This is a genomic window from Streptomyces sp. NPDC031426 (assembly GCF_055581585.1).
The window spans coordinates 73,932-93,716 of record NZ_JBVIJE010000013.1; the positions used below are offsets into that span (position 1 = coordinate 73,932).

General features: G+C 68.4%; 12 protein-coding genes and 2 pseudogenes. 11 read left to right on the forward strand and 3 right to left on the reverse strand.

The window, feature by feature from the left end:
- Positions 1–174 precede the first annotated feature (174 nt).
- Positions 175–2,844 carry a SpoIIE family protein phosphatase gene (locus tag ACZ5NH_RS26345; protein ID WP_468778606.1) on the reverse strand — a complete coding sequence of 890 codons (2,670 nt, stop codon included), beginning with the start codon at positions 2,842–2,844 and terminating at the stop codon, positions 175–177.
- 471 nt (positions 2,845–3,315) lie between these two features.
- On the opposite strand from ACZ5NH_RS26345, the gene ACZ5NH_RS26350 reads away from it, so the two are divergent.
- From ACZ5NH_RS26350 to ACZ5NH_RS26360, 3 genes and pseudogenes are all read left to right on the forward strand, one after another.
- Positions 3,316–3,471, forward strand: a complete 156-nt coding sequence (locus tag ACZ5NH_RS26350) for a hypothetical protein (protein WP_468778607.1) — start codon at positions 3,316–3,318, stop codon at positions 3,469–3,471.
- A 114-nt stretch (positions 3,472–3,585) separates the two neighbouring features.
- Positions 3,586–3,729: pseudogene (locus ACZ5NH_RS26355) on the forward strand (hypothetical protein); the annotation flags it as partial.
- 52 nt (positions 3,730–3,781) lie between these two features.
- Positions 3,782–4,786 (forward strand): annotated as a pseudogene (locus ACZ5NH_RS26360) (glycoside hydrolase family 92 protein); the annotation flags it as partial.
- Between the two features lie 59 nt (positions 4,787–4,845).
- Here the strand turns inward: ACZ5NH_RS26360 and ACZ5NH_RS26365 are convergent.
- Together ACZ5NH_RS26365 and ACZ5NH_RS26370 are read right to left on the reverse strand one after the other, a co-directional pair.
- Entirely contained in the window at positions 4,846–8,652 is a 3,807-nt protein-coding gene (locus tag ACZ5NH_RS26365) for a GH92 family glycosyl hydrolase (protein WP_468778608.1), read from the reverse strand.
- A gap of 393 nt (positions 8,653–9,045) precedes the next feature.
- A complete protein-coding gene (locus ACZ5NH_RS26370; protein WP_468778609.1) occupies positions 9,046–9,270 on the reverse strand; it encodes a zinc ribbon domain-containing protein in 225 nt (74 codons plus the stop codon).
- A 133-nt stretch (positions 9,271–9,403) separates the two neighbouring features.
- Here ACZ5NH_RS26370 and ngcE point away from each other — a divergent pair, with 133 nt between their 5' ends.
- The 8 genes from ngcE (at position 9,404) to dxs (ending at position 19,705) form a co-directional block, all read left to right on the forward strand.
- On the forward strand, positions 9,404–10,855 hold the full coding sequence (gene ngcE, locus ACZ5NH_RS26375; protein ID WP_451552475.1) for an N-acetylglucosamine/diacetylchitobiose ABC transporter substrate-binding protein: 1,452 nt from the start codon (positions 9,404–9,406) through the stop codon (positions 10,853–10,855).
- A 29-nt stretch (positions 10,856–10,884) separates the two neighbouring features.
- Entirely contained in the window at positions 10,885–11,811 is a 927-nt protein-coding gene (locus ACZ5NH_RS26380; RefSeq protein ID WP_451552476.1) for a carbohydrate ABC transporter permease, read from the forward strand.
- 4 nt (positions 11,812–11,815) lie between these two features.
- Positions 11,816–12,739: a carbohydrate ABC transporter permease gene (locus ACZ5NH_RS26385; protein WP_468778611.1), complete on the forward strand. Its 924-nt coding sequence runs from the start codon at positions 11,816–11,818 to the stop codon at positions 12,737–12,739.
- A 204-nt stretch (positions 12,740–12,943) separates the two neighbouring features.
- Positions 12,944–14,143 (forward strand): ROK family transcriptional regulator, encoded by a 1,200-nt coding sequence (locus ACZ5NH_RS26390; RefSeq protein ID WP_388624412.1) that lies wholly within the window; start codon positions 12,944–12,946, stop codon positions 14,141–14,143.
- A gap of 133 nt (positions 14,144–14,276) precedes the next feature.
- Entirely contained in the window at positions 14,277–15,374 is a 1,098-nt protein-coding gene (locus ACZ5NH_RS26395) for a sugar ABC transporter substrate-binding protein (protein ID WP_388624972.1), read from the forward strand.
- A gap of 186 nt (positions 15,375–15,560) precedes the next feature.
- Positions 15,561–16,352 carry an ATP-binding cassette domain-containing protein gene (locus ACZ5NH_RS26400; protein ID WP_450983289.1) on the forward strand — a complete coding sequence of 264 codons (792 nt, stop codon included), beginning with the start codon at positions 15,561–15,563 and terminating at the stop codon, positions 16,350–16,352.
- Positions 16,349–17,641, forward strand: coding sequence for a sugar ABC transporter permease (locus ACZ5NH_RS26405; protein WP_451552477.1), 1,293 nt, complete (start codon positions 16,349–16,351; stop codon positions 17,639–17,641). The genes ACZ5NH_RS26400 and ACZ5NH_RS26405 overlap by 4 nt, the downstream gene beginning before the upstream one ends.
- Positions 17,642–17,776: 135 nt before the next feature.
- Entirely contained in the window at positions 17,777–19,705 is a 1,929-nt protein-coding gene (gene dxs, locus ACZ5NH_RS26410; protein WP_468778614.1) for a 1-deoxy-D-xylulose-5-phosphate synthase, read from the forward strand.
- Positions 19,706–19,785 lie beyond the last annotated feature (80 nt).

The following is a 19,785-nucleotide window of genomic DNA, read 5'->3' on the forward strand; positions in this document are numbered from 1 at the left end:
CCCCGGACGCGGCGCCTACCGGGTCACCGCCCTCGACGCGAGCGGCATCCGAGTCCTGGCGGGACTGGCCGCACCGAGTTCCGCGTCGGACTCCCGGCCGCCGAGCCGCCGTCCGGTGCCGCGGTGGTGTCCCGGTCCGCTGCGCAGCCCGGCCCGACCCGCCCGGCCGTGCGCCTACGGCAGTGCCTGCTCCGCCCAGATCACCTTGCCCTGCGGGCTGTACCGAACGCCCCAGCGCTCGGTCATCTGCGAGACCAGGAACAGACCCCGGCCGCCCTCGTCGGTGGTCGCGGCGTACCGCAGATGCGGCGAGGTGTTGCTGCCGTCGGACACCTCGCAGATCAGCGTGCGGTCACGGATCAGTCGCACCCGGATCGGCTCGCCGCCGTAGCGGATGGCGTTGGTGATCAGCTCGCTGAGCACGAGTTCCGTGGCGAAGCCCAGCTCGGCAAGGCCCCACTCGTCCAGTTTCCCGGACACGGCCAGGCGCATGTCCGACACGGCCGCCGGATCGGGCGGCACGTCCCACTCGGCGACCTGGTCGGGCATCAGTGCCCGGGTGCGCGCGACGAGCAGCGCGACGTCGTCCGTGGGCCGCCCGGGCAGCAGCTCGTCCAGCACCGCCTGGCAGCTCGCGTCCGGTGCCCGGCCGGGATGGCCCGCGAGGGACTGCGCCAGCAGCTCCATGCCCACGTCCAGATCGCGGGCACGGTCCTCGATGAGACCGTCGGTGTACATCACCAGCTCGGTGCCCTCGGCCAGCTGGAACTCCGCCGTCTGGAACGGCATGCCCCCGATGCCGAGCGGGGGCCCGGCCGGCAGGTCGGCGAAGGCGACGCTGCCGTCGGGGCGGACCAGCGCCGGTGCCAGGTGCCCCGCCCGCGCCATGGTGCAGCGGCGGGTCACCGGGTCGTAGATCACGTACAGACAGGTGGCACCGGCTATCTCCCCGGTCGCCCCCGCGCAGCCCTCGTCCTGGTCGATGCGGCCGACCAGGTCGTCCAGATGGCCCAGCAGCTCGTCGGGCGGCAGGTCGAGGGTGGAGAAGTTGTGCACCGCGGTGCGCAGCCGTCCCATGGTGGCGGCCGCGTGCAGACCGTGGCCGACCACGTCACCGACGACCAGCGCCACCCGGCTCCCCGGCAGCGGGATCACGTCGAACCAGTCCCCGCTCACCCCCGACTGCGCGGGGAGATAGCGGTAACCGACGTCGAGGGCGCTCTGCTCGGGCAGCGCCCGCGGCAGCAGGCTGCGCTGCAGGGTGACCGCCACCGCGTGCTCACGGGCGTACCGGCGGGCGTTGTCGATGCTCACCGCGGCGCGGGCCACCAGCTCCTCCGCCAGCGACAGGTCCTCCTCGTCGAAGGGGTCCCGCTTGGCCCGGTAGAAGTTCGCCATGCCCAGCACGACACCGCGGGCCCGGATCGGGGCGACGATCAGCGACTGGATGCCGTAGTCGAGGATCTCCCTGGTGCGCCGCGGATCCTGGGCCTGCCAGCCCTCCGCGGCGGACAGATCGACCACCAGCTCCGAGCGGCCGCTGCCGTACCCGCGGGCCTGCGGCGTGGACGGCAGGAAGTCGATCAGCCGGTCCTTCTCGTAGAGCGGATGGTCGTCCCGGACGCCATGGACGGCGATACGCCGCATGTCCGTGGCGGTGGCGGCGGGCTCCTCGCCGTGCAGCACGGCGTCCGCCAGATCCACGGTGACGAAGTCCGCGAAGCGCGGCACGGCGACCCGCGCCAGCTCGTCCGCCGTACGCTCCACGTCCAGCGTGGTGCCGACGCCGAGACCGGCGTCGTACAGCAGCTTGAGCCGCTCCCTGGCGACCTCCGCCCGTCCGGACAGTGCCTGCAGCTCGGTCGTGTCGCGCAGGGTCACCACGGTGCCCCTGGGGCCTCCGGCCCGGTCCGTGGGCCGCTGGTTGACCGCCAGCAGCCGGTCCCCGGCGAACAGCACCTCGTCGGTGGCCATGCGCCCGGAGGCGAGCAGGTCGGCGAATTCGGGATCGAGGCCCGCCAGCCCGGAGACATGGTGCCCCTCGGCCTCGGCGGGCAGCTCCAGCAGTCGCCTGGCCTCGTCGTTGACCAGCATCAGCCGCCCGTCGGCGCCGACGATGAGCACGCCTTCCCGCACCGAGTGCAGCACCGTGTCGTGGTGCTCGTACATGCGGGTCATCTCGTCCGGGGCCAGGCTGTGGGTCTGCCTGCGCAGCCGCCTGCCCACCAGCGCCGTGCCCCCGGTCGACACCACGAGCGCCGCAGCCCCGGCGGTGAGGATGATCGGCAGCTGCCGGTTCACCTCATGGGTGACGTTCTTGACCTTCATCCCGGCGGAGACGAGCGCGACCACCTTGCCGTGGGGGTCGTCGATCGGCACGGTCGCCTGTTCCTCGTGGCCCAGCGGGCCGTGCACGCTCTCCGTGTATACCTTGCCGGCCAGTGACGGACCGATCCGGCCCACGAACCGCTTTCCGATCTTGCTGGGGATCGGGTGGGTGTAGCGGATGCCGTGGGTGTCCATGACGACGATGAAGTCGACGCCGGCGGACTTGCGCCCCGCCTCGGTGAGCGGCTGGAGGATCTTGGAAGGGTTGGGCGCGTGCAGCGCCTGCAGGACGCCGGGGGAGTGCGCGAAGGTCTGGGCGACGGCGATCGACCGTCGCCTGGCCTCGGTGCTGGTGTCCCGTTGCGACTGCAGGACGAGGGCGAGGACGGCGCAGAGCACGAGTGCCACGACCAGCGCCACCTGCAGCACGAAGACCTGCCCGGCGACGCTCCGCGGGCTTTTGCCGATCACAGACCGCCAGGAGTGACGCCTGAGCCGGTCAGTCATGTCCGACATGCGGCCTTTGTAGCACCGGCTTCACCCGGGTGGCTATGGCCGTTCCACGAGTCGGACGCGTGTCGCCTCCCCAGAGGCACGGATCGTCCCTGGTCACGCCGTCGGGGCGGGCCCGGAGGTGGCCGGGGGATTCGGTGCCCGAACCGCTCTGGGCGGACCCGGTGTTCGTGCACCGGGTCCGCGAGCCGGGCGGGTGAGGGGGGTGTTGGGAACCCGCCCGGGTGGTGCTGGCTTGTGGGGTGCGCCGAGTGCGCGACAACGTTGTCTTATGGTCTGTACATGACTCTACCGCGCCAACCGACAACGATGTCAACCCACTTGTGGTAACCCGACCGAGTGATCCAGGCGTGCGCCTGCCCAGGCAAACGCGTTCTTCGGCGGTCTTCCGTGGTACCGCTGGGGCGCCTAACCGTCACTGCGGCTTGTGCGACCCGTGGTGCGCGACCCGGCCGTAAGGAGGAAAGGCCGCGTATGCGTTTCCGCCCCCTGTCGCTGTTGCTGGCCGCGCTTCTCACCACCGGCGCCGCCGCCACCCCCGCCCCCGCGGCGACCACCGCACCTCCCGGCCTCGTCAAGGACCCCACCGGGTACGTCGATCCGCTGATCGGCTTTAGGAAACGGCGGTGATGTCTTCCCGGGCGCCGTCGCGCCCTTCGGCATGCTCTCCTGGAGCCCCGAGAACAGCAGAGGGGCGCCACCAGAACCGCCGTCCCCGGTGGCTACCAGTACGACGCCACCCGCATCCGGGGCTTCAGCGAGGACGCCGTCTACGCCTCCGGCTTCGGCCACGCCGACGAGACCGCCGAGCCCGCCCACTACAAGGTGGGCCTCGCCTCCGGGGTCACCGCCGGCCTGACCGCCACCGCGCGCACCGGCTCCGCCCGCTTCGCCTTCCCGCCCGGCAAGCCCGCCTCGCTGCTGGCGCGCACCGCCAACCGGCCGCAGCAGCGACCGCCTCTGGCTGCCGGCGGCCTTCGTCCGCGACGGCGGCACCGTGGACTACACCCTCTCCGGCACTCCGAACCGGACCTGGGGCAGCGACCCCGGGTCCGCCCCGCCGTCCTTCCACGAGGGCGAGCAGCCGTACCAGATCGGTGTCGGCCCCCCCGCCGCCACGCTCGCCCCCGGGGACAGCACCAGGACCGTCGTCCGCGCGCTGTCCCCGAACGGCGGCACCGGCCCCGAGGTGCGCTTCCGGGTGGACACCCCGGCCGGTGTCAGGGCCACGCCCGCCGAGGGCACGGCGGTCACCGATGGCGTCCAGGAGATCACCCTCACCGCCGCGAGGACCGCCGCACACGGCTTCGCCGCCGTCACGATCACGGTGACCTCGGGCGACACCTCCTACCGGCAGCCGGTCACGCTCACCGTGGCCGCCCCCGGCACCCCGCTCGCCGCCTACGACGACACCGGAATCTCCGACGACACGGGCGAGCACGACGAGGCCGACTACGACGGCGGCGGCTGGAGCTACTCCCGCCAGGCCCTCGCCGCGGCCGGCCTGACGCCCGGCGGGCCGGGCACGGTCGACGGCCTCGTCTTCACCTGGCCAAACTCACCCGACGGCCGCCCGGACAACGCCTCGGGAACCGGCCAAACCATCCAACTCACCAACCCCGCCGGCATGTTGTCCTTCATCGACAGCGCGGTCAACTGCAACCAGCGGGCCACGGCGACCGTCACCCACACCAACGGCACGACCGACACCGTCGACCTCTCCTTCACCGACTGGACCATCGGCGGCGGAGGCGGCACCGTCCAGTACGGCAACGAGGTCGTCGCCAAAACCACGTACCGCAATGTCGCGGGCGCCGACAAGGACCCGGTGGCCACCTACGTCGCCGCCACCAGGCCCTTCACCGCACCGGACGGGAAGACCGTCGCGAGCGTCCGGCTCCCGCAGAACGGCGACCTGCACGTGTTCACCCTCGCCACCGGCTGACCGATCACACGGCAAGGGGACGGACCCGAACGGGCCCGCCCCCTTGTCATGCGCCCGGGTCAGGCCAGCAGCTCCACCTCCGCCAGCGTCGACTCGCCGTCCAGCACCAGCCGGTACTTCGAGTACGTCCCCGGCGCGGCGATGGTGAACGCCCGGGTCTGACGGTCCCAGGTGAACGATTCGCCGGAGCGGTGGTCCAGGGTCCGCCAGGTCGTGCCGTCCGTGGAGCCCTGGAGGGTCCAGCCGGTCGGCGCCCTGGTGTGGTCCGCCGACGACGTCAGCGTGTACTGGACGGGCTTCACCGCCCCGTCCACCGGCAGGTCCACCGAGGTGACCGTGGCGTCCGTCGCCGAGGTGTCGTCGAACAGCGCGCCGTCACCCTTCAGCACGTCCGAGCGGGGCGCCGGCACCTTGTCGTCCCGGGTGATGGAGACCGGGGCCGCGTTCTTGCCCGTGCCCCAGGTCGACGGCTCGGCACCCATGGAGAACTCCAGCACCCCGCCCTTGGACAGCAGCGAATGGGGCAGCGAAGTCGACGTCCAGGGGCTGCCGTTGAACCTCACGCCCTGGATGTACACGTTCCTGGCACTGTTGGCGGGCGCCTTGACCACCAGGTCGCGGCCGTTCTCCAGGTGCACGGTGACCTTCTTGAACAGCGGGGAGCCGATCGAGTACTCGCCACTGCCCATCACCAGCGGATAGAAGCCGAGCGCGGAGAAGAGGTACCAGCCCGACTGCTCGCCGTTGTCCTCGTCGCCGTGGTAGCCCTGCCCGATCTCGCTGCCGAGGTACAGCCGCGAGAGGATCTCCCGGACCGCCGCCTGCGTCTTCCACGGCTCGCCGGCCGCGTCGTACATGTACGACACATGGTGCGCGACCTGGTTGGACTGCCCGAGCATGCCCATCCGGACGTCCCGCGCCTCGGTCATCTCGTGGATGACACCGCCGTAGGAGCCGACGAAGTCCGGGGAAGCGGTCTCCGGGGTGGAGAAGAACGCGTCCAGCTTCTCGGCGAGACCCTGCCGGCCGCCGTAGAGGTTGGCCAGGCCCCGGCTGTCCTGCGGGACGCTGAAGGCGTACCCCCAGCCGTTCGTCTCCGTGTAGTCGTACCCCCACACGCGCGGATCGTACGACGCGGAGTCCACCCGCCAGTCGCCCTTGGCGTCACGGCCCTGGAAGAAGCCGCCCGACGCCTTGGGGTCGAACAGGTTCACATAGTCCCGGGCGCGGTTGAGGAAGTAGTCGGACTCCTCCTTGTAGTGCTTCTCGCCCGTCTTCCGGTACAGCGCCTCGCCCATCTTCGCGATGCCGTAGTCGTTGACGTAGCCCTCCATCGCCCAGGACATGCCCTCGGAGGTGGCGGTGCTCGTGTAACCGAGGAACGGCGAGGTGCTCATGCCCTTGCGGCCCACGCCCGACATCGGCGGCACGACGGTCGCGTTCTTCAGCGCCGCGTCATAGGCGGCCTTCGCGTCGAACTTCACGCCCTTGACATACGCGTCGGCGAACGCCACGTCCGAGGAGGTGCCGGTCATCAGGTCGGCGTAGCCGGGGGAGGACCAGCGCGAGGTCCAGCCGCCGTCCTTGTACTGCTGCACGAACCCGTCGACCATCTCACCCGCCTGGGACGGCGTGAGGAAGGAGTACGCCGGCCACGTGGTCCGATACGTGTCCCAGAAACCGTTGTTGACGTACACCTTGCCGTCGACGATCTTCGCACCGGTGTGGGTCGGGGTGTCCTGGCTCGGCATCGGGGAGAAGGGCGAGGCGTACTGGTCCTTGCCGCCCACCCTCTCGAAGCCCGAGTTCGGGTACAGGTACAGCCGGTACATGCCGGAGTACAGCGTGGTCAGCTGGTCCGGGGTCGCGCCCTCCACCTCGACCTTGCCGAGCAGTTTGTCCCAGGTGCGCTGGGCCTGCTCCCTGACCGTGTCGAAGGAGGTGCCGTCCGGGATCTCCTGGCGGAGGTTGTCCTTCGCCTGGTCCACGCTGATGAGCGAGGTCGCCAGGCGCAGCGTGACGGTGTGGTCCGCGCCCGCGTCGAAGCGCAGGTAACCCTTCACCCCGCTCGATCCGCCGTCCGTCACGGGCCGGTCGAACTCGCCGTACACGAACAGCCGTGTCGCACCGGTCGACAGGCCCGACTTCACGTCCGAGAAACCGGTGACGATCCCGTGCTCCTTGTCGAGCGTCAGGCCCGCCTGCTCGGTGACGTTGTCGAACAGCACGCTCGCGTCGGTGCCGGGATAGGTGAAGCGCAGCATCGCCGCGTGGTCGGTGGGCGTCATCTCCGCCTTGAGACCGTTCTCGAAGCGGACCCCGTAGTAATACGGCCGCGCGGTCTCGTTCTCGTGCCGGAACGGCAGCTCACGCGCCTCGCGGCCGGTGTCCGGAGTGCCCGACACCGCCGACGGCATCACCTGGAAGGTCTGCCGGTCACCCATCCACGGGCTCGGCTCATGACTCGCGCTGAACGCCTGCATCGTGGGCAGGTTGTCGTCGTTGTTCGCATGTGCGTACTCGTACAGCCAGCTCAGCGACGACGCGTTGGTCACCGGCGTCCAGAAGTTGAAACCGTGCGGAAGGGCCGTCGCCGGGAAGTTGTTGCCGCGCGAGAAACTGCCGCTGGAGTTGGTGCCGCGCGTGGTCAGCGCGTAGTCCGACAGATGCGCCTTCGGCTTCTCGGGCGCTACCGGCCTGATCGCCACGTCGTCGATCCAGCCCCGGAACTTCGCCGGCCCGGCGGGGGAGTCGTACGCCACCAGGATCCGGTCGACCGTCTTGCCCGCCGCCACCGAACCGATCCGCGCGACAACGTTGTTCCACTGGTTCACGTACAGCGACTTCGAGTCGCCCTGCCCGCGCGGCGACAGCGGGAACCCGTGCTGGTCCAGCGCGCCCAGATCACTCAGATACGTGCCGTCGGTGAAGGCCAGGTCCAGGGAGACGTTCGTGGCGTCGTAGTCCCGGTCGCCGTCGGCCATCTGCGGGAAGATCCGGTACGACAACTCCGTGTCGCCGCCGACCTTCACGTTCACGTCGAAGACCTTGTTGTACGAGTACGCCCGGCCGCCCGCCGCGTGCCGCCCGGCGTAGCGCAGCGCCCGCTTCCCGGTGAAGCCCACCCGGGCCTTGGCCGTCGGCGAGGCGGTCGGACCCTTGTCGACCAGCGTCAGCATGTCCTGCGGCACCGGACCGCCTCCGCCACCGGTGGAGAACTGCACATCGGCGAGCTGCAGGATGTCGGCGCCGGAGTTCTTCGTGATCTCCAGCCGGAAGTGCTGGTACTCGACGGGCTCGGCCAGGTCGTAGGACTTGGTCTGGAACCGCTCGGAGAAGGTCTCGCCCGCCCGGGTGTCGACCGTCTTCCAGTCCTTGCCGTCGGTGGAGCCGAGCAGCGTCCAGTCCCTCGGGTCGCGCTCGGCGTAGTCGTTGGCCGAGGTGAGCGCGTACGTCACCAGCTTGACGGGCTTGTCGAGGTCGAACTCCACCCAGCCGGTGGGCTCGAAGGTCAGCCACTTGGTGCCGGACTCGCCGTCGACCAGATTCTCCTTGACCTCGCCCGCACCCGTGTTCTCGCCGCTCGCCCGGACCTCGGTGACATGGTCGTTCACATTGCCCGGTATGCCGGTGCTGTAGCCGCCGTCGACCCCCGAGGCGCGCTTGGTGCCGTCCGGCGCGGTGTCGACGGTATTGAGCCAGTCGGGCGCCGGATCGCCCGTCTCGAACGAGGATGCGAACTCCCGGTCGGTTGCCGGAGCCTTGGCGGGCAGGGCGACCGCCGCGCCCTGAGCGCCGACGGCCATGACAAAGGCGGCCGTGAGGACGACCGCCGGACCCCATCTGTGCCGAGTTCTCCGCTGCATCTACGGATTCCCCTCCTGCGACCGCTCTGGACAACGTTGTCAACTTCGGTGCGCAGGAACCAGTAGTGCGTCAAGTGACCCGTGGTGTCAAGGGTGTTGGGTGTGGCATTCAGGCGCTTATGGCGCGGGTTTTCCACCAGGCGCTCCACAGGGGGCTCATATTTCCGCCAGGTCTCAACTCGGAAAAGACCCATCGCGAACCGTGCATTCGATCTTGCTCCGCTGACGGGAAGTGGACTATACCTGTCGGCACTTCCAGCACGATCCAGCACTACTCTGCACGACCCAGCACTACCCGACCGCGGTGCCGGGGAGGATCCGGTTCACCGCCTGAGTCCTGGAGAAGGCGAGGACTTGAGCGTGACTCCACCCATGCGTCACCGCGCGGGCTTCCTACGCCGCCGCCGGACCGGCGTCGCAGAGGGCCGGCCCACCCCTGTTGCGGATGTTGAGAGCGCCTACGTGGTCGGCGTTCGCGGCGAAGCCACAGGACGCGCACTCGAATCTCGACTGGGTGACGCGGTTCCCCTTCACGATGTGCCCGCATACGGGGCATGTGCGGGAGGTGTTGAGGGCGTTCACCGGGATCACGAGACGACCGGCACTCTCAGCCCGCACTGTATAGGCACTGCGTGTTCACTCGCATACGTTTCGTGACTGTCGCCTGCCGTGTACGGCACCAGGCCGTGGCGCGGCTGACGATGCGATGCCCCTACCGGCTGCGGCCGGTCGTCCCTTTGAGAGGAATCTGATGGAATTCACTTCCGCCGAGAACACCGGTTCCGAAGGCGTCGGCCGCCGCAATCTGATCAAGCGTTCGGCAGCGCTGGGCCTGGTGGCGGTTCCCGGAATGGGCCTGCTGTCCGCCTGCGCGAGCAGTGGCGGGGGCGGGCAGAAGAAGGACAAGGCGGGGAAGAAGACCGCCAAGAACCCGCTCGGCGTCAACGAGACCGCCAAGATGGAATTCGTCCTCTTCGACGGCGGCTTCGGCAAGGAGTACGCCCAGGACGCGGTGAAGATCTACCAGAAGGACTTCCCCAAGGCCACGGTGAAGTTCTCCGCCACCCAGAAGATCCAGTCCACGCTCCAGCCCCGCTTCAACCAGGGCAACCCCCCGGACCTCATCGACAACTCCGGTGCCGAGCAGATGGACATGGGTGTGCTCGTCGGCAAGAACCAGCTCGCCGACCTCACCCCCCTGCTGGACGCGCCGTCGTACGACGACCCGAACAAGAAGGTCCGCGACACGCTGCGCCCGGGCATCGTGGAGATGGGCCAGTTCGACGGCAACCCGGTGTGGATCATGTACTACGCCTACACGGTGTACGGCGTCTGGTACTCGCAGAAGGCCCTGGACTCGCTCGGGGTCGAGTACCCGAAGACCTGGGACGAGATGCTGCAGGTCTGCGCGAAGGCCAAGAAGAAGGGCATGGCGGGCTGGACGTACGCGGGCAAGTACCCCTACTACATCCCGTTCTCGCTCTATCCGATGATCGGCAAGGTCGGTGGCCGCGAGGTGCTCGACGCCATCGACAACCTGGAGCCCAACGCCTGGAAGCACCCGGCCGTCAAGGCCTGTTTCGAGGCGTACTACGAGCTGTACAAGAAGGGATACATCCTCCAGGGCACCCCGGGCCTGGACCACATCCAGTCGCAGACCGCCTGGGCCCAGGGCAAGGCGCTGTTCATTCCGAACGGTTCCTGGGTGGAGAACGAGTCGGCCAACGTCATCCCGAAGGACTTCAACCTCGCCGTCTCCGCGCCCACCGGCATCGACAACAGCGACAAGATGCCGTTCGGCACCATCTGGGCCTCCGGCGGTGAGCCGTTCATCGTGCCGGCCAAGGCCGCCAACCCCGAGGGCGGTATGGAGCAGTTGCGCATCATGCTCTCCGAGGCGTCCTCGAAGAACTTCACCACCAAGGTGAAGTCACTGACCGCCTACAACGGTGGCACCACCGGCATCTCGCTCACCCCGGGGCTGAAGTCGGGCGTGGCGGCGCTGCAGCTGGCCGGATCCAACGTGGTGAATCCGCGGCTGCAGGACTGGTATGTGCAGCTGCAGAAAGAGAAGATCGGTGTGGCCGGTCTCGGTGAGATGATGGCGGGCCGGCTCACCCCGGCCGAGGCCATCAAGAAGATCCAGGGATTTGCCGACGAGACGGCCAAGGACAGCTCGATCAAGCACTACAAGCATCAGTAACCAGCACCCCTGACCGCACCGGAGTGGCGATGCAGCACGGCAAGTACCGGTTCATTGTGGGGTTTCTGGCATTGCCCCTGGGACTGTACGCGCTCTTCGTGGTATGGCCGTTCATCCAGTCCATCTACTACTCGTTCACGGACTGGACAGGCCTGAGCCCCGAATTCAAGATGGTCGGCTTCGACAACTACAAGAGGATGTTCCACGACGACATCTTCTGGAAGTCGCTGGAGCACAGTCTGCTGTTCGCCCTGGTTCTGCCACTGGTGACGATCAGTCTGGCGCTGTTCTTCGCCTTCATGATCAATGTGGGCGGACGCCGGAGAAGGGGGGGCCCCGTCATCTCGGGTGTCCGGGGCTCGTCCTTCTACAAAATCGTCTATTTCTTCCCGCAGGTCCTGTCGATCGCGATCGTCTCACTGCTGTTCGCCTTCGCATACAATCCGGACAGCGGCGCGATCAACTCGATCCTGCGGGGCATCGGCCTGGACCACGTCCAGCCCCTGTGGCTGGGCGACCCGAGCCTCGCGCTGTGGTGCGTGATGGCGGTGCTCGTCTGGTCCACGGTCGGTTTCTTCGTGGTCCTGTTCTCGGCGGGCATGGCCTCGATCCCGACCGAGCTCTACGAGTCGGCGCTGCTCGACGGCGCCGGCCGGGCCACCACCTTCTTCCGGATCACCCTGCCGTTGCTGTGGGACACCGTGCAGTCCGGCTGGGTCTACATGGGCATCCTCGCGCTCGGCGCCGAGTCGTTCGCGGTCGTACAGATCATGACGACGGGGCCGGGCGGGCCCGACTACTCGACCACGGTGATGGTCCTGTACGTGTACCAGAAGGCCTTCCGGGACGGTCAGGCCGCCTACGCCACGACCATCGGCGTCGCCCTGCTCGTCGTCACGCTCGCCTTCGCGGCGGTCGTGATGCGGCTGGGGCGTCGCGAGCGGCTGGAGTTCTGAAGCGATGAAGACGACCGAGACCCCCGCACCGTTGCCGGCCGAGTCCGGCGCCAGCGTCTCCAAGGTCGACGTACCGGCCCTGAAGCCCGCCCGGGAGAAGAAGGAAGGCGGTGTCCTCAACGCCTTCTCTCACGGCGTGCTGATCATCTGGGCGATCATGGTGGTCACGCCGCTGCTGTGGGCGGTGATGACGTCTTTCAAGGACGACAGGTCCATTTTCGACTCGCCTTGGTCCCTGCCGGACAAGCTGCACTTCGACAACTGGTCGCGGGCCTGGACCCAGGCCAACATGAGCGACTACTTCCTCAACACCGTCCTGGTGGTCGGCGGCTCGCTCATCGGCACCCTGGTCCTCGGCTCCATGGCCGCCTATGTCCTCGCCCGCTTCGACTTCCCCGGCAACCGCTTCATCTACTACCTGTTCATCGGCGGCATGAGCTTTCCGATCATGCTCGCCCTGGTCCCGCTGTTCTACGTGGTGAACAACATGGGGCTGCTGAACACGATCCACGGCCTGATCCTGGTCTACATCGCATATTCGCTACCGTTCACTGTCTTCTTCCTGACGGCCTTCTTCCGCACGCTGCCCACCTCGGTGGCGGAGGCAGCCTTCGTGGACGGTGCTTCGCACACGCGTACGTTCTTCCAGATCATGCTCCCGATGGCCAAGCCCGGCCTGATCAGCGTGGGGATCTTCAACTTCCTCGGGCAGTGGAACCAGTACATGCTGCCCACGGTTCTCAACACCGACCCCGACAAGCGCGTCCTCACCCAGGGCCTGGTACAGCTGGCGGTCAGCCAGGGTTACAAGGGCGACTGGTCCGGGCTCTTCGCGGGCCTGGTGATGGCCATGCTGCCGGTGCTCGGGGCGTACATCGTCTTCCAGCGGCAGGTGGTTCAGGGGCTCACCGCAGGGGCGCTGAAGTAGCCCCTCCGCCCTACTGGGGTGACGCCTCGCATCCGTCCGTGTGCACGCCGTTCCGGGCCTCGGAGTGGTGTGCACACGTGTGTCCGGGTACCCGGATGCGGTTCAACCTCTTGACGTAAGACACCCCGAACGGCTCAGCTTAGAGTTCACTAGTTGGACATACGCGGGGCCTCGCCGGAGCGGCCTCGCGCTCAGGAGGTCGTCGTGGAGACTCCAGGGTCGCAGTCGTCGCTGCACCGAGCCAACCTGGAGCGGGTCGTACGGGCCGTGCGCTTGGCCGGGTCCCTCACGCAGGCGGAGATCGCGCGGACGACCGGTCTGTCCGCCGCGACGGTCTCCAACATCGTGCGGGAGCTGAAGGACGGCGGAACCGTCGAGGTCACGCCCACGTCGGCGGGCGGGCGCAGGGCCCGCAGCGTCAGCCTGAGCGGGGACGCCGGGATTGTGATCGGCGTCGACTTCGGGCACACCCATCTGCGCGTCGCGATCGGGAACCTCGCTCACCAGGTGCTGGCCGAGGAGGCCGAGCCGCTGGACGTCGACGCCTCCGCCGCGCAGGGCTTCGACCGGGCGGAGGAGCTGGTCAGCCGCCTGATCGCGGTCACGGGCGTGAGCCGGTCGAAGGTGGCCGGCGTGGGGCTCGGTGTGCCGGGCCCGATCGACGTGGAGTCGGGGACGCTGGGCTCCACCGCGATCCTGCCGGGCTGGACCGGCGCCAAGCCCGCCGAGGAGCTGCGCGAGCGGCTCGGTGTGCCCGTGCACGTGGACAACGACGCCAACCTCGGCGCTCTCGGCGAGCTGGTCTGGGGGGCCGGCAAGGGGGTCCGTGACCTTGCGTACATCAAGGTCGCGAGCGGTGTCGGTGCCGGTCTGGTGATCGACGGGAAGATCTACCGGGGTCCGGGCGGCACGGCCGGGGAAATCGGACATATTACACTCGATGAATCCGGCCCGGTCTGCCGTTGCGGGAACCGCGGCTGTCTGGAGACGTTCGCGGCCGCACGCTATGTGCTGCCGCTGCTCCAGCCCAGTCATGGCCCGGACCTGACCATGGAGGGCGTCGTGCGGCTGGCCAGGGACGGAGACCCGGGCTGTCGTCGGGTGATCGCCGACGTCGGCCGCCACATCGGCAGCGGAGTGGCCAATCTCTGCAATCTCCTCAACCCGAGCCGGGTGGTCCTCGGCGGTGATCTCGCCGAGGCCGGTGAGCTGGTGCTCGGGCCGATCAGGGAGTCCGTCGGCCGCTACGCCATTCCCAGCGCGGCGCGCCAACTGACCGTTCTCCCGGGGGCACTTGGCGGTCGTGCCGAGGTGCTCGGAGCGCTCGCCCTCGCCCTCAGCGAGATGGGTGATTCGACCCTTTTGGACGGTTCGCTGTCCATGGCGGCCCCTGCCTTCACTTAGAAAACGGATGGCACCGTTGCCATCTCGTTAAGGATTTACTTCTTGACGTCGCACGTGTGGCCGAGTTGACTTCCAGCCACCTCGGCCGCAACGACGCGGCCTCGTCAGGGAGGTTTCTGAAGTGAACATGCGTATGCGTCGTGCGGCCTTCGCCGTTGCTGCTGGTGCCATGGCCGTCTCGCTCGCTGCCTGTGGCAGCGCCAAGCAGTCCGGTGGCGGCTCCTCCAAGTCGTCCAGCCCCAAGAAGGGCGACGCGATCACGGTCGGTCTGCTCCTGCCGGAGAACCAGACCGCTCGTTACGAGAAGTTCGACAAGCCCTTGATCGAGAAGAAGGTCCAGGAGCTCACGGGCGGCAAGGGCAAGATCGTCTACGCCAACGCCAAGCAGGACGCGACGCTGCAGAACCAGCAGGTCGACACCATGATCACCAACAAGGTGGACGTCCTGATCGTGGACGCGGTGGACGCCGCGGCCATCAAGAACTCGGTCCAGAAGGCCAAGGACGCCGGCATCCCGGTCGTCGCCTACGACCGCCTGGCGCAGGGCCCGATCGACGCGTACACCTCGTTCGACAACGAGACGGTCGGCAAGACCCAGGGCGAGGCCCTGCTGAAGGCCCTGGGCTCCAAGGCCAAGTCCGGCAAGATCGTCATGATGAACGGTTCCTCCACCGACCCGAACGCCGCGCAGTTCAAGAAGGGCGCCCACGAGGTGCTCGACGGCAAGGTGAACGTCGGCAAGGAGTACGACACCAAGGAGTGGAAGCCGGAGAACGCCAACTCCAACATGGAGGGCGCCATTTCCGCTCTGGGCAAGAAGAACATCATCGGCGTCTACTCCGCCAACGACGGCATGGCCGGCGGTATCATCACCGCCCTCAAGCAGGCGGGCATCAAGGTCCCGGTCACCGGCCAGGACGCGGAGCTCGCGGGCGTCCAGCGCATCGTCACCGGCGACCAGTACATGAGCGTCTACAAGCCGTACGCTCCCGAGGCCGCCGCCGCCGCCGAGATGGCCGTGGACCTCGCCCAGGGCAAGTCGCTCGACTCCGTCGCCAAGGACAAGGTCGACAGCCCGACCACCAAGCAGGTGCCCTCGGTCCTGGTGCCCGTCACCGCGCTGACCAAGGACAACATCAAGGACACCGTCATCAAGGACGGCGTCTACACGGTCGCCGACATCTGCACCTCGCAGTACAAGGCCGCCTGCGACAAGATCGGTCTGAAGTAAGCAGCCGCACGCGCCTTTCCAACTAGGGGAATTCACCCTTGAATTTCCCTAGCGGGAGGAAGGCGCCCACAGGCTCCTCCGGCGCCCCGCGCACACACCCAGCCCCGCAAGCTCGGTGCGGGGCGCCGGACGGAACTACCCCCCAAACTTCTGCACAACCTCCCGCCGGGTCAGGCGGCGAAGGAGATGGTTCACGTGTCCGCTACGCCCGTGCTGGCGTTGCGCGGGGTCTCCAAGCGGTTCGGTGCCGTTCAGGCGCTCACCGACGTAGAGCTTGAGGTCCACGCCGGTGAGGTGGTCGCCCTGGTGGGCGACAACGGTGCCGGAAAGTCCACGCTGGTCAAGACGATCGCCGGCGTGCACCCCATCGATGAAGGCGTCATCGAATGGGAAGGCAAGGCCGTCCAGGTCAACAAGCCGCACGACGCCCAGAACCTGGGCGTCGCGACGGTGTACCAGGACCTCGCGCTGTGCGACAACATCGACGTCGTCGGCAACCTGTTCCTCGGCCGGGAGATCCGCCGCCGCGGTGTGCTGGACGAGGTCGAGATGGAGCGCCGCTCGCGCGAGCTGCTGGACCAGCTCTCCATCCGCATTCCCAGCGTCCGCATCCCGATCGCCTCGCTCTCCGGCGGTCAGCGCCAGGTCGTGGCGATCGCCCGCTCCATGCTCGGCGAGCCCAAGCTGGTCATCCTCGACGAGCCCACCGCCGCGCTCGGCGTCGAGCAGACCGCCCAGGTCCTCGACCTGGTGGAGAGGCTGCGGGAGCGCGGTCACGCCGTGATCCTCATCAGCCACAACATGGCCGACGTCAAGGCCGTCGCCGACAAGGTGGCCGTGCTGCGTCTGGGCAGGAACAACGGCGTCTTCGAGGTCAAGTCGACCTCGCAGGAAGAGATCATCTCCGCCATCACCGGCGCCACGGACAACGCCGTGACCCGTCGTGCGGCGCGCAGCAATGGGGAGATCAAGAAGTGAGCATCGACAAGACCTCCACGCCCCCCGAGGACACCCCCGTGGAGAACCCCGAGGCGGCACGCGGCTCCGACGTCGCCGTCGACCCCCGTCTGCTGGTGCGCGAGCAGGGCCTCGCGGGCTACGTCACCGAGTTCAAGCGCAAGATGAAGGCCGGTGACCTCGGCTCCATCCCGGTCGTGATCGGCCTGGCGGTCATCTGGATCATCTTCCAGAGCCTGAACTCCAACTTCCTGACCGCGGGCAACCTCTCCGACATCTCCGTCGCCATGGTCGGCACGGGCATGATCGCCGTCGGCATCGTGTTCGTCCTGCTGCTCGGCGAGATCGACCTGTCGGTCGGTTCGCTCTCCGGTGTCGCGGGCGCCACCTTCGCGGTGCTGAACGTCACCCACGGCATGAACGAGATCCTGGCCCTGGTGCTGTCGATCCTCACCGGTACGGTCGCGGGCGCGGTGCAGGGCTTCTTCTTCGCGAAGATCGGCGTGCCGGCCTTCGCGGTGACCCTGGCCGGTCTGCTGTTCTGGAACGGCCTCATGCTCAAGATCCTGGGCGACAACGGCACGATCAACCTGAACGACAACGGCCTGGTCGCCAAGCTGACCAGCTACTACTTCTCCGACGTGGCCGCCGCCTACGGCCTGGCCATCGCGGTGACGGTGCTGTTCTTCCTCAGCTCCTACTTCGGCAACAAGCGCCGCGAGGCCGCCGGCGTGCCGTCCCGCCCGCTGAGCGAGACCGTCCTGCGCACCGTGCTGCTGGCCGTCGTGGCCTTCGCCGCCGCGGTCGTCTTCAACCAGTACAAGGGCCTGCCGCTGGCCGTGGTGGTCTTCGTCGCCGTGCTGTTCATCACGGACTTCGTGCTGCGCCGCACCTCCTACGGCCGCAAGGTCTTCGCGCTCGGCGGCAGCGTCGAGGCGTCCCGCCGTGCCGGTATCAACGTGGACATGGTCCGGATCTCGGTGTTCGCCATCTCTGGCACGTTCGCGGCGATCGGCGGTCTGTTCATCGCCTCCAAGATCGCCTCTGCCAACCAGGGCGCCGGCGGCGGTGACCTGCTGATGAACGCGATCGCGGCGGCCGTGATCGGTGGCACGTCCCTCTTCGGTGGCCGTGGCCGCACCTGGAACGCGCTCCTTGGCGTGCTGGTGATCGTCTCGATCCAGTACGGCCTCGCGCTGCAGGGCATCGCCTCGCCGGTGCAGTACATGATCACCGGTGGTGTGCTGTTGGCCACGGTCGTGATCGACGCGGTGACGCGCAAGACCCAGAAGACAGCAGGGCGTGCATAACGCCTGGTCTTCACAGGTTGACCAGCGCCCGGCACATCGAAACGTGCCGGGCGCTGTCGTGTCGTGCAAAGCCGGAACATTAGACTCTGGCGAGCCCGGCGAAAGCTCGATCAGCTCTACTGCAAGGAGGCACGGGTGCCGCTGCTGACCCGCATCAGGGGACCGCGCGATCTGGACCGGCTCAGCCTGGAGCAGCTGGACCAGCTGGCAGAGGAGATCCGGACCTTCCTCGTCGACGCCGTCTCCAAGACCGGCGGCCACCTCGGCCCCAACCTCGGTGTGGTGGAGCTGACCATCGCCCTGCACCGGGTCTTCGACTCGCCGAAGGACAAGGTGCTCTGGGACACCGGCCACCAGTCCTACGTGCACAAGCTGCTCACCGGCCGGCAGGACTTCTCCAGGCTGAAGATGAAGGGCGGCCTGTCCGGCTACCCCTCGCAGGCCGAGTCCGAGCACGACGTCATCGAGAACAGCCACGCCTCCACGGTGCTCGGCTGGGCCGACGGCATCGCCAAGGCCAACCAGCTGAAGAAGCGGGACAGCCATGTCGTGGCGGTCATCGGCGACGGGGCGCTCACCGGCGGCATGGCCTGGGAGGCGCTGAACAACATCGCCGACGCCAAGGACCGCCCGCTCGTCATCGTCGTCAACGACAACGAGCGGTCGTACGCCCCCACCATCGGCGGCCTCGCCAACCACCTGGCGACCCTGCGCACGACGGACGGCTACGAGCGGTTCCTCGCCCGCACGAAGGAACTCCTGGAGCGCACCCCGGTCGTCGGCCGGCCGCTGTACGAGACCCTGCACGGGGCGAAGAAGGGGTTCAAGGACTTCATCGCACCGCAGGGCATGTTCGAGGACCTGGGCCTGAAATACGTCGGCCCGATCGACGGCCACGACATCGAGGCGCTGGAATCCGCCCTGGCCCGCGCCAAGCGGTTCGGCGGACCGGTGATCGTGCACTGCCTCACCGAGAAGGGCCGCGGCTACCAGCCTGCCCTGCAGGACGAGGCGGACCGCTTCCACGCGGTCGGCAAGATCCACCCGGACACCGGTCTGCCGATCGCCAGCTCGGGCGCCGACTGGACCTCCGTCTTCGGCGACGAGATGGTCAGGCTCGGCGAGGAGCGCGAGGACATCGTGGCCATCACGGCCGCCATGCTCCAGCCGGTCGGACTCGACAGGTTCGCCAAGCACTTCCCCGAACGGGTGTACGACGTCGGGATCGCCGAGCAGCACGGCGCCGTCTCCGCCGCGGGCCTCGCGTACGCCGGGGTGCACCCCGTCTTCGCCGTCTACGCCACTTTCCTCAACCGCGCATTCGACCAGGTCCTCATGGACGTGGCGCTGCACAAGTGCGGGGTGACCTTCGTGCTGGACCGGGCCGGTGTCACCGGAACGGACGGTGCCTCGCACAACGGCATGTGGGACATGTCGATCCTGCAGGTCGTGCCGGGCCTCAGGCTGGCCGCCCCGCGGGACGCCGAGCAGGTGCGGGCCCAGCTGCGGGAGGCCGTCGCGGTGGACGACGCCCCGACCGTGGTGCGCTTCTCCAAGGGCGCCGTCGGCCCCGCCGTACCCGCCGTGGGCCGGATCGGCGGCATGGACGTGCTGCGCGAGCCCGGCACCGACCGGCCGGACGTGCTGCTCGTCTCCGTGGGCGCCCTCGCCCCGATGTGCCTGGAGATCGCCGGCCTGCTCGACAAGCAGGGCATCTCCACCACTGTGGTCGACCCGCGCTGGGTCAAGCCCGTCGACGAGGCGATGGCCCCGCTGGCCGAGCGGCACCGGGTCGTCGTCACCGTCGAGGACAACAGCCGGGCCGGCGGTGTCGGCTCCGCGATCGCCCAGGCCCTGCGCGACGCCGGCGTGGACGTGCCGCTGCGCGACTTCGGCATCCCGCCGCGCTTCCTCGACCACGCCTCCCGCGGCGAGGTCCTCGCCGAGATCGGCCTGACCGCCCCGGACATCGCCCGCCAGGTCACCGGGCTGGTCGCCAGGCTGGACGGCAGGTTCGACCGTACGGCCGCGGAGGTGGACTCGGTCGAGCCCGCGCGCGACTGACCCGGAACACGCCCTTCACGGGCCGGTCACGCCACTCTTGCGGTGGCGGAACCGGCCCGTCTGCGTGAACCTGCCTGTGC

Coding starts and splice junctions, on each gene's coding strand:
- ACZ5NH_RS26345 (WP_468778606.1), bottom strand. CDS start 2,844: ATGTCGGACATGACTGACCGGCTCAGGCGTCACTCCTGGCGGTCTGTG.
- ACZ5NH_RS26350 (WP_468778607.1), top strand. CDS start 3,316: ATGCGTTTCCGCCCCCTGTCGCTGTTGCTGGCCGCGCTTCTCACCACC.
- ACZ5NH_RS26365 (WP_468778608.1), bottom strand. CDS start 8,652: ATGCAGCGGAGAACTCGGCACAGATGGGGTCCGGCGGTCGTCCTCACG.
- ngcE (WP_451552475.1), top strand. CDS start 9,404: ATGGAATTCACTTCCGCCGAGAACACCGGTTCCGAAGGCGTCGGCCGC.
- ACZ5NH_RS26380 (WP_451552476.1), top strand. CDS start 10,885: ATGCAGCACGGCAAGTACCGGTTCATTGTGGGGTTTCTGGCATTGCCC.
- ACZ5NH_RS26385 (WP_468778611.1), top strand. CDS start 11,816: ATGAAGACGACCGAGACCCCCGCACCGTTGCCGGCCGAGTCCGGCGCC.
- ACZ5NH_RS26395 (WP_388624972.1), top strand. CDS start 14,277: ATGCGTCGTGCGGCCTTCGCCGTTGCTGCTGGTGCCATGGCCGTCTCG.
- ACZ5NH_RS26400 (WP_450983289.1), top strand. CDS start 15,561: ATGGTTCACGTGTCCGCTACGCCCGTGCTGGCGTTGCGCGGGGTCTCC.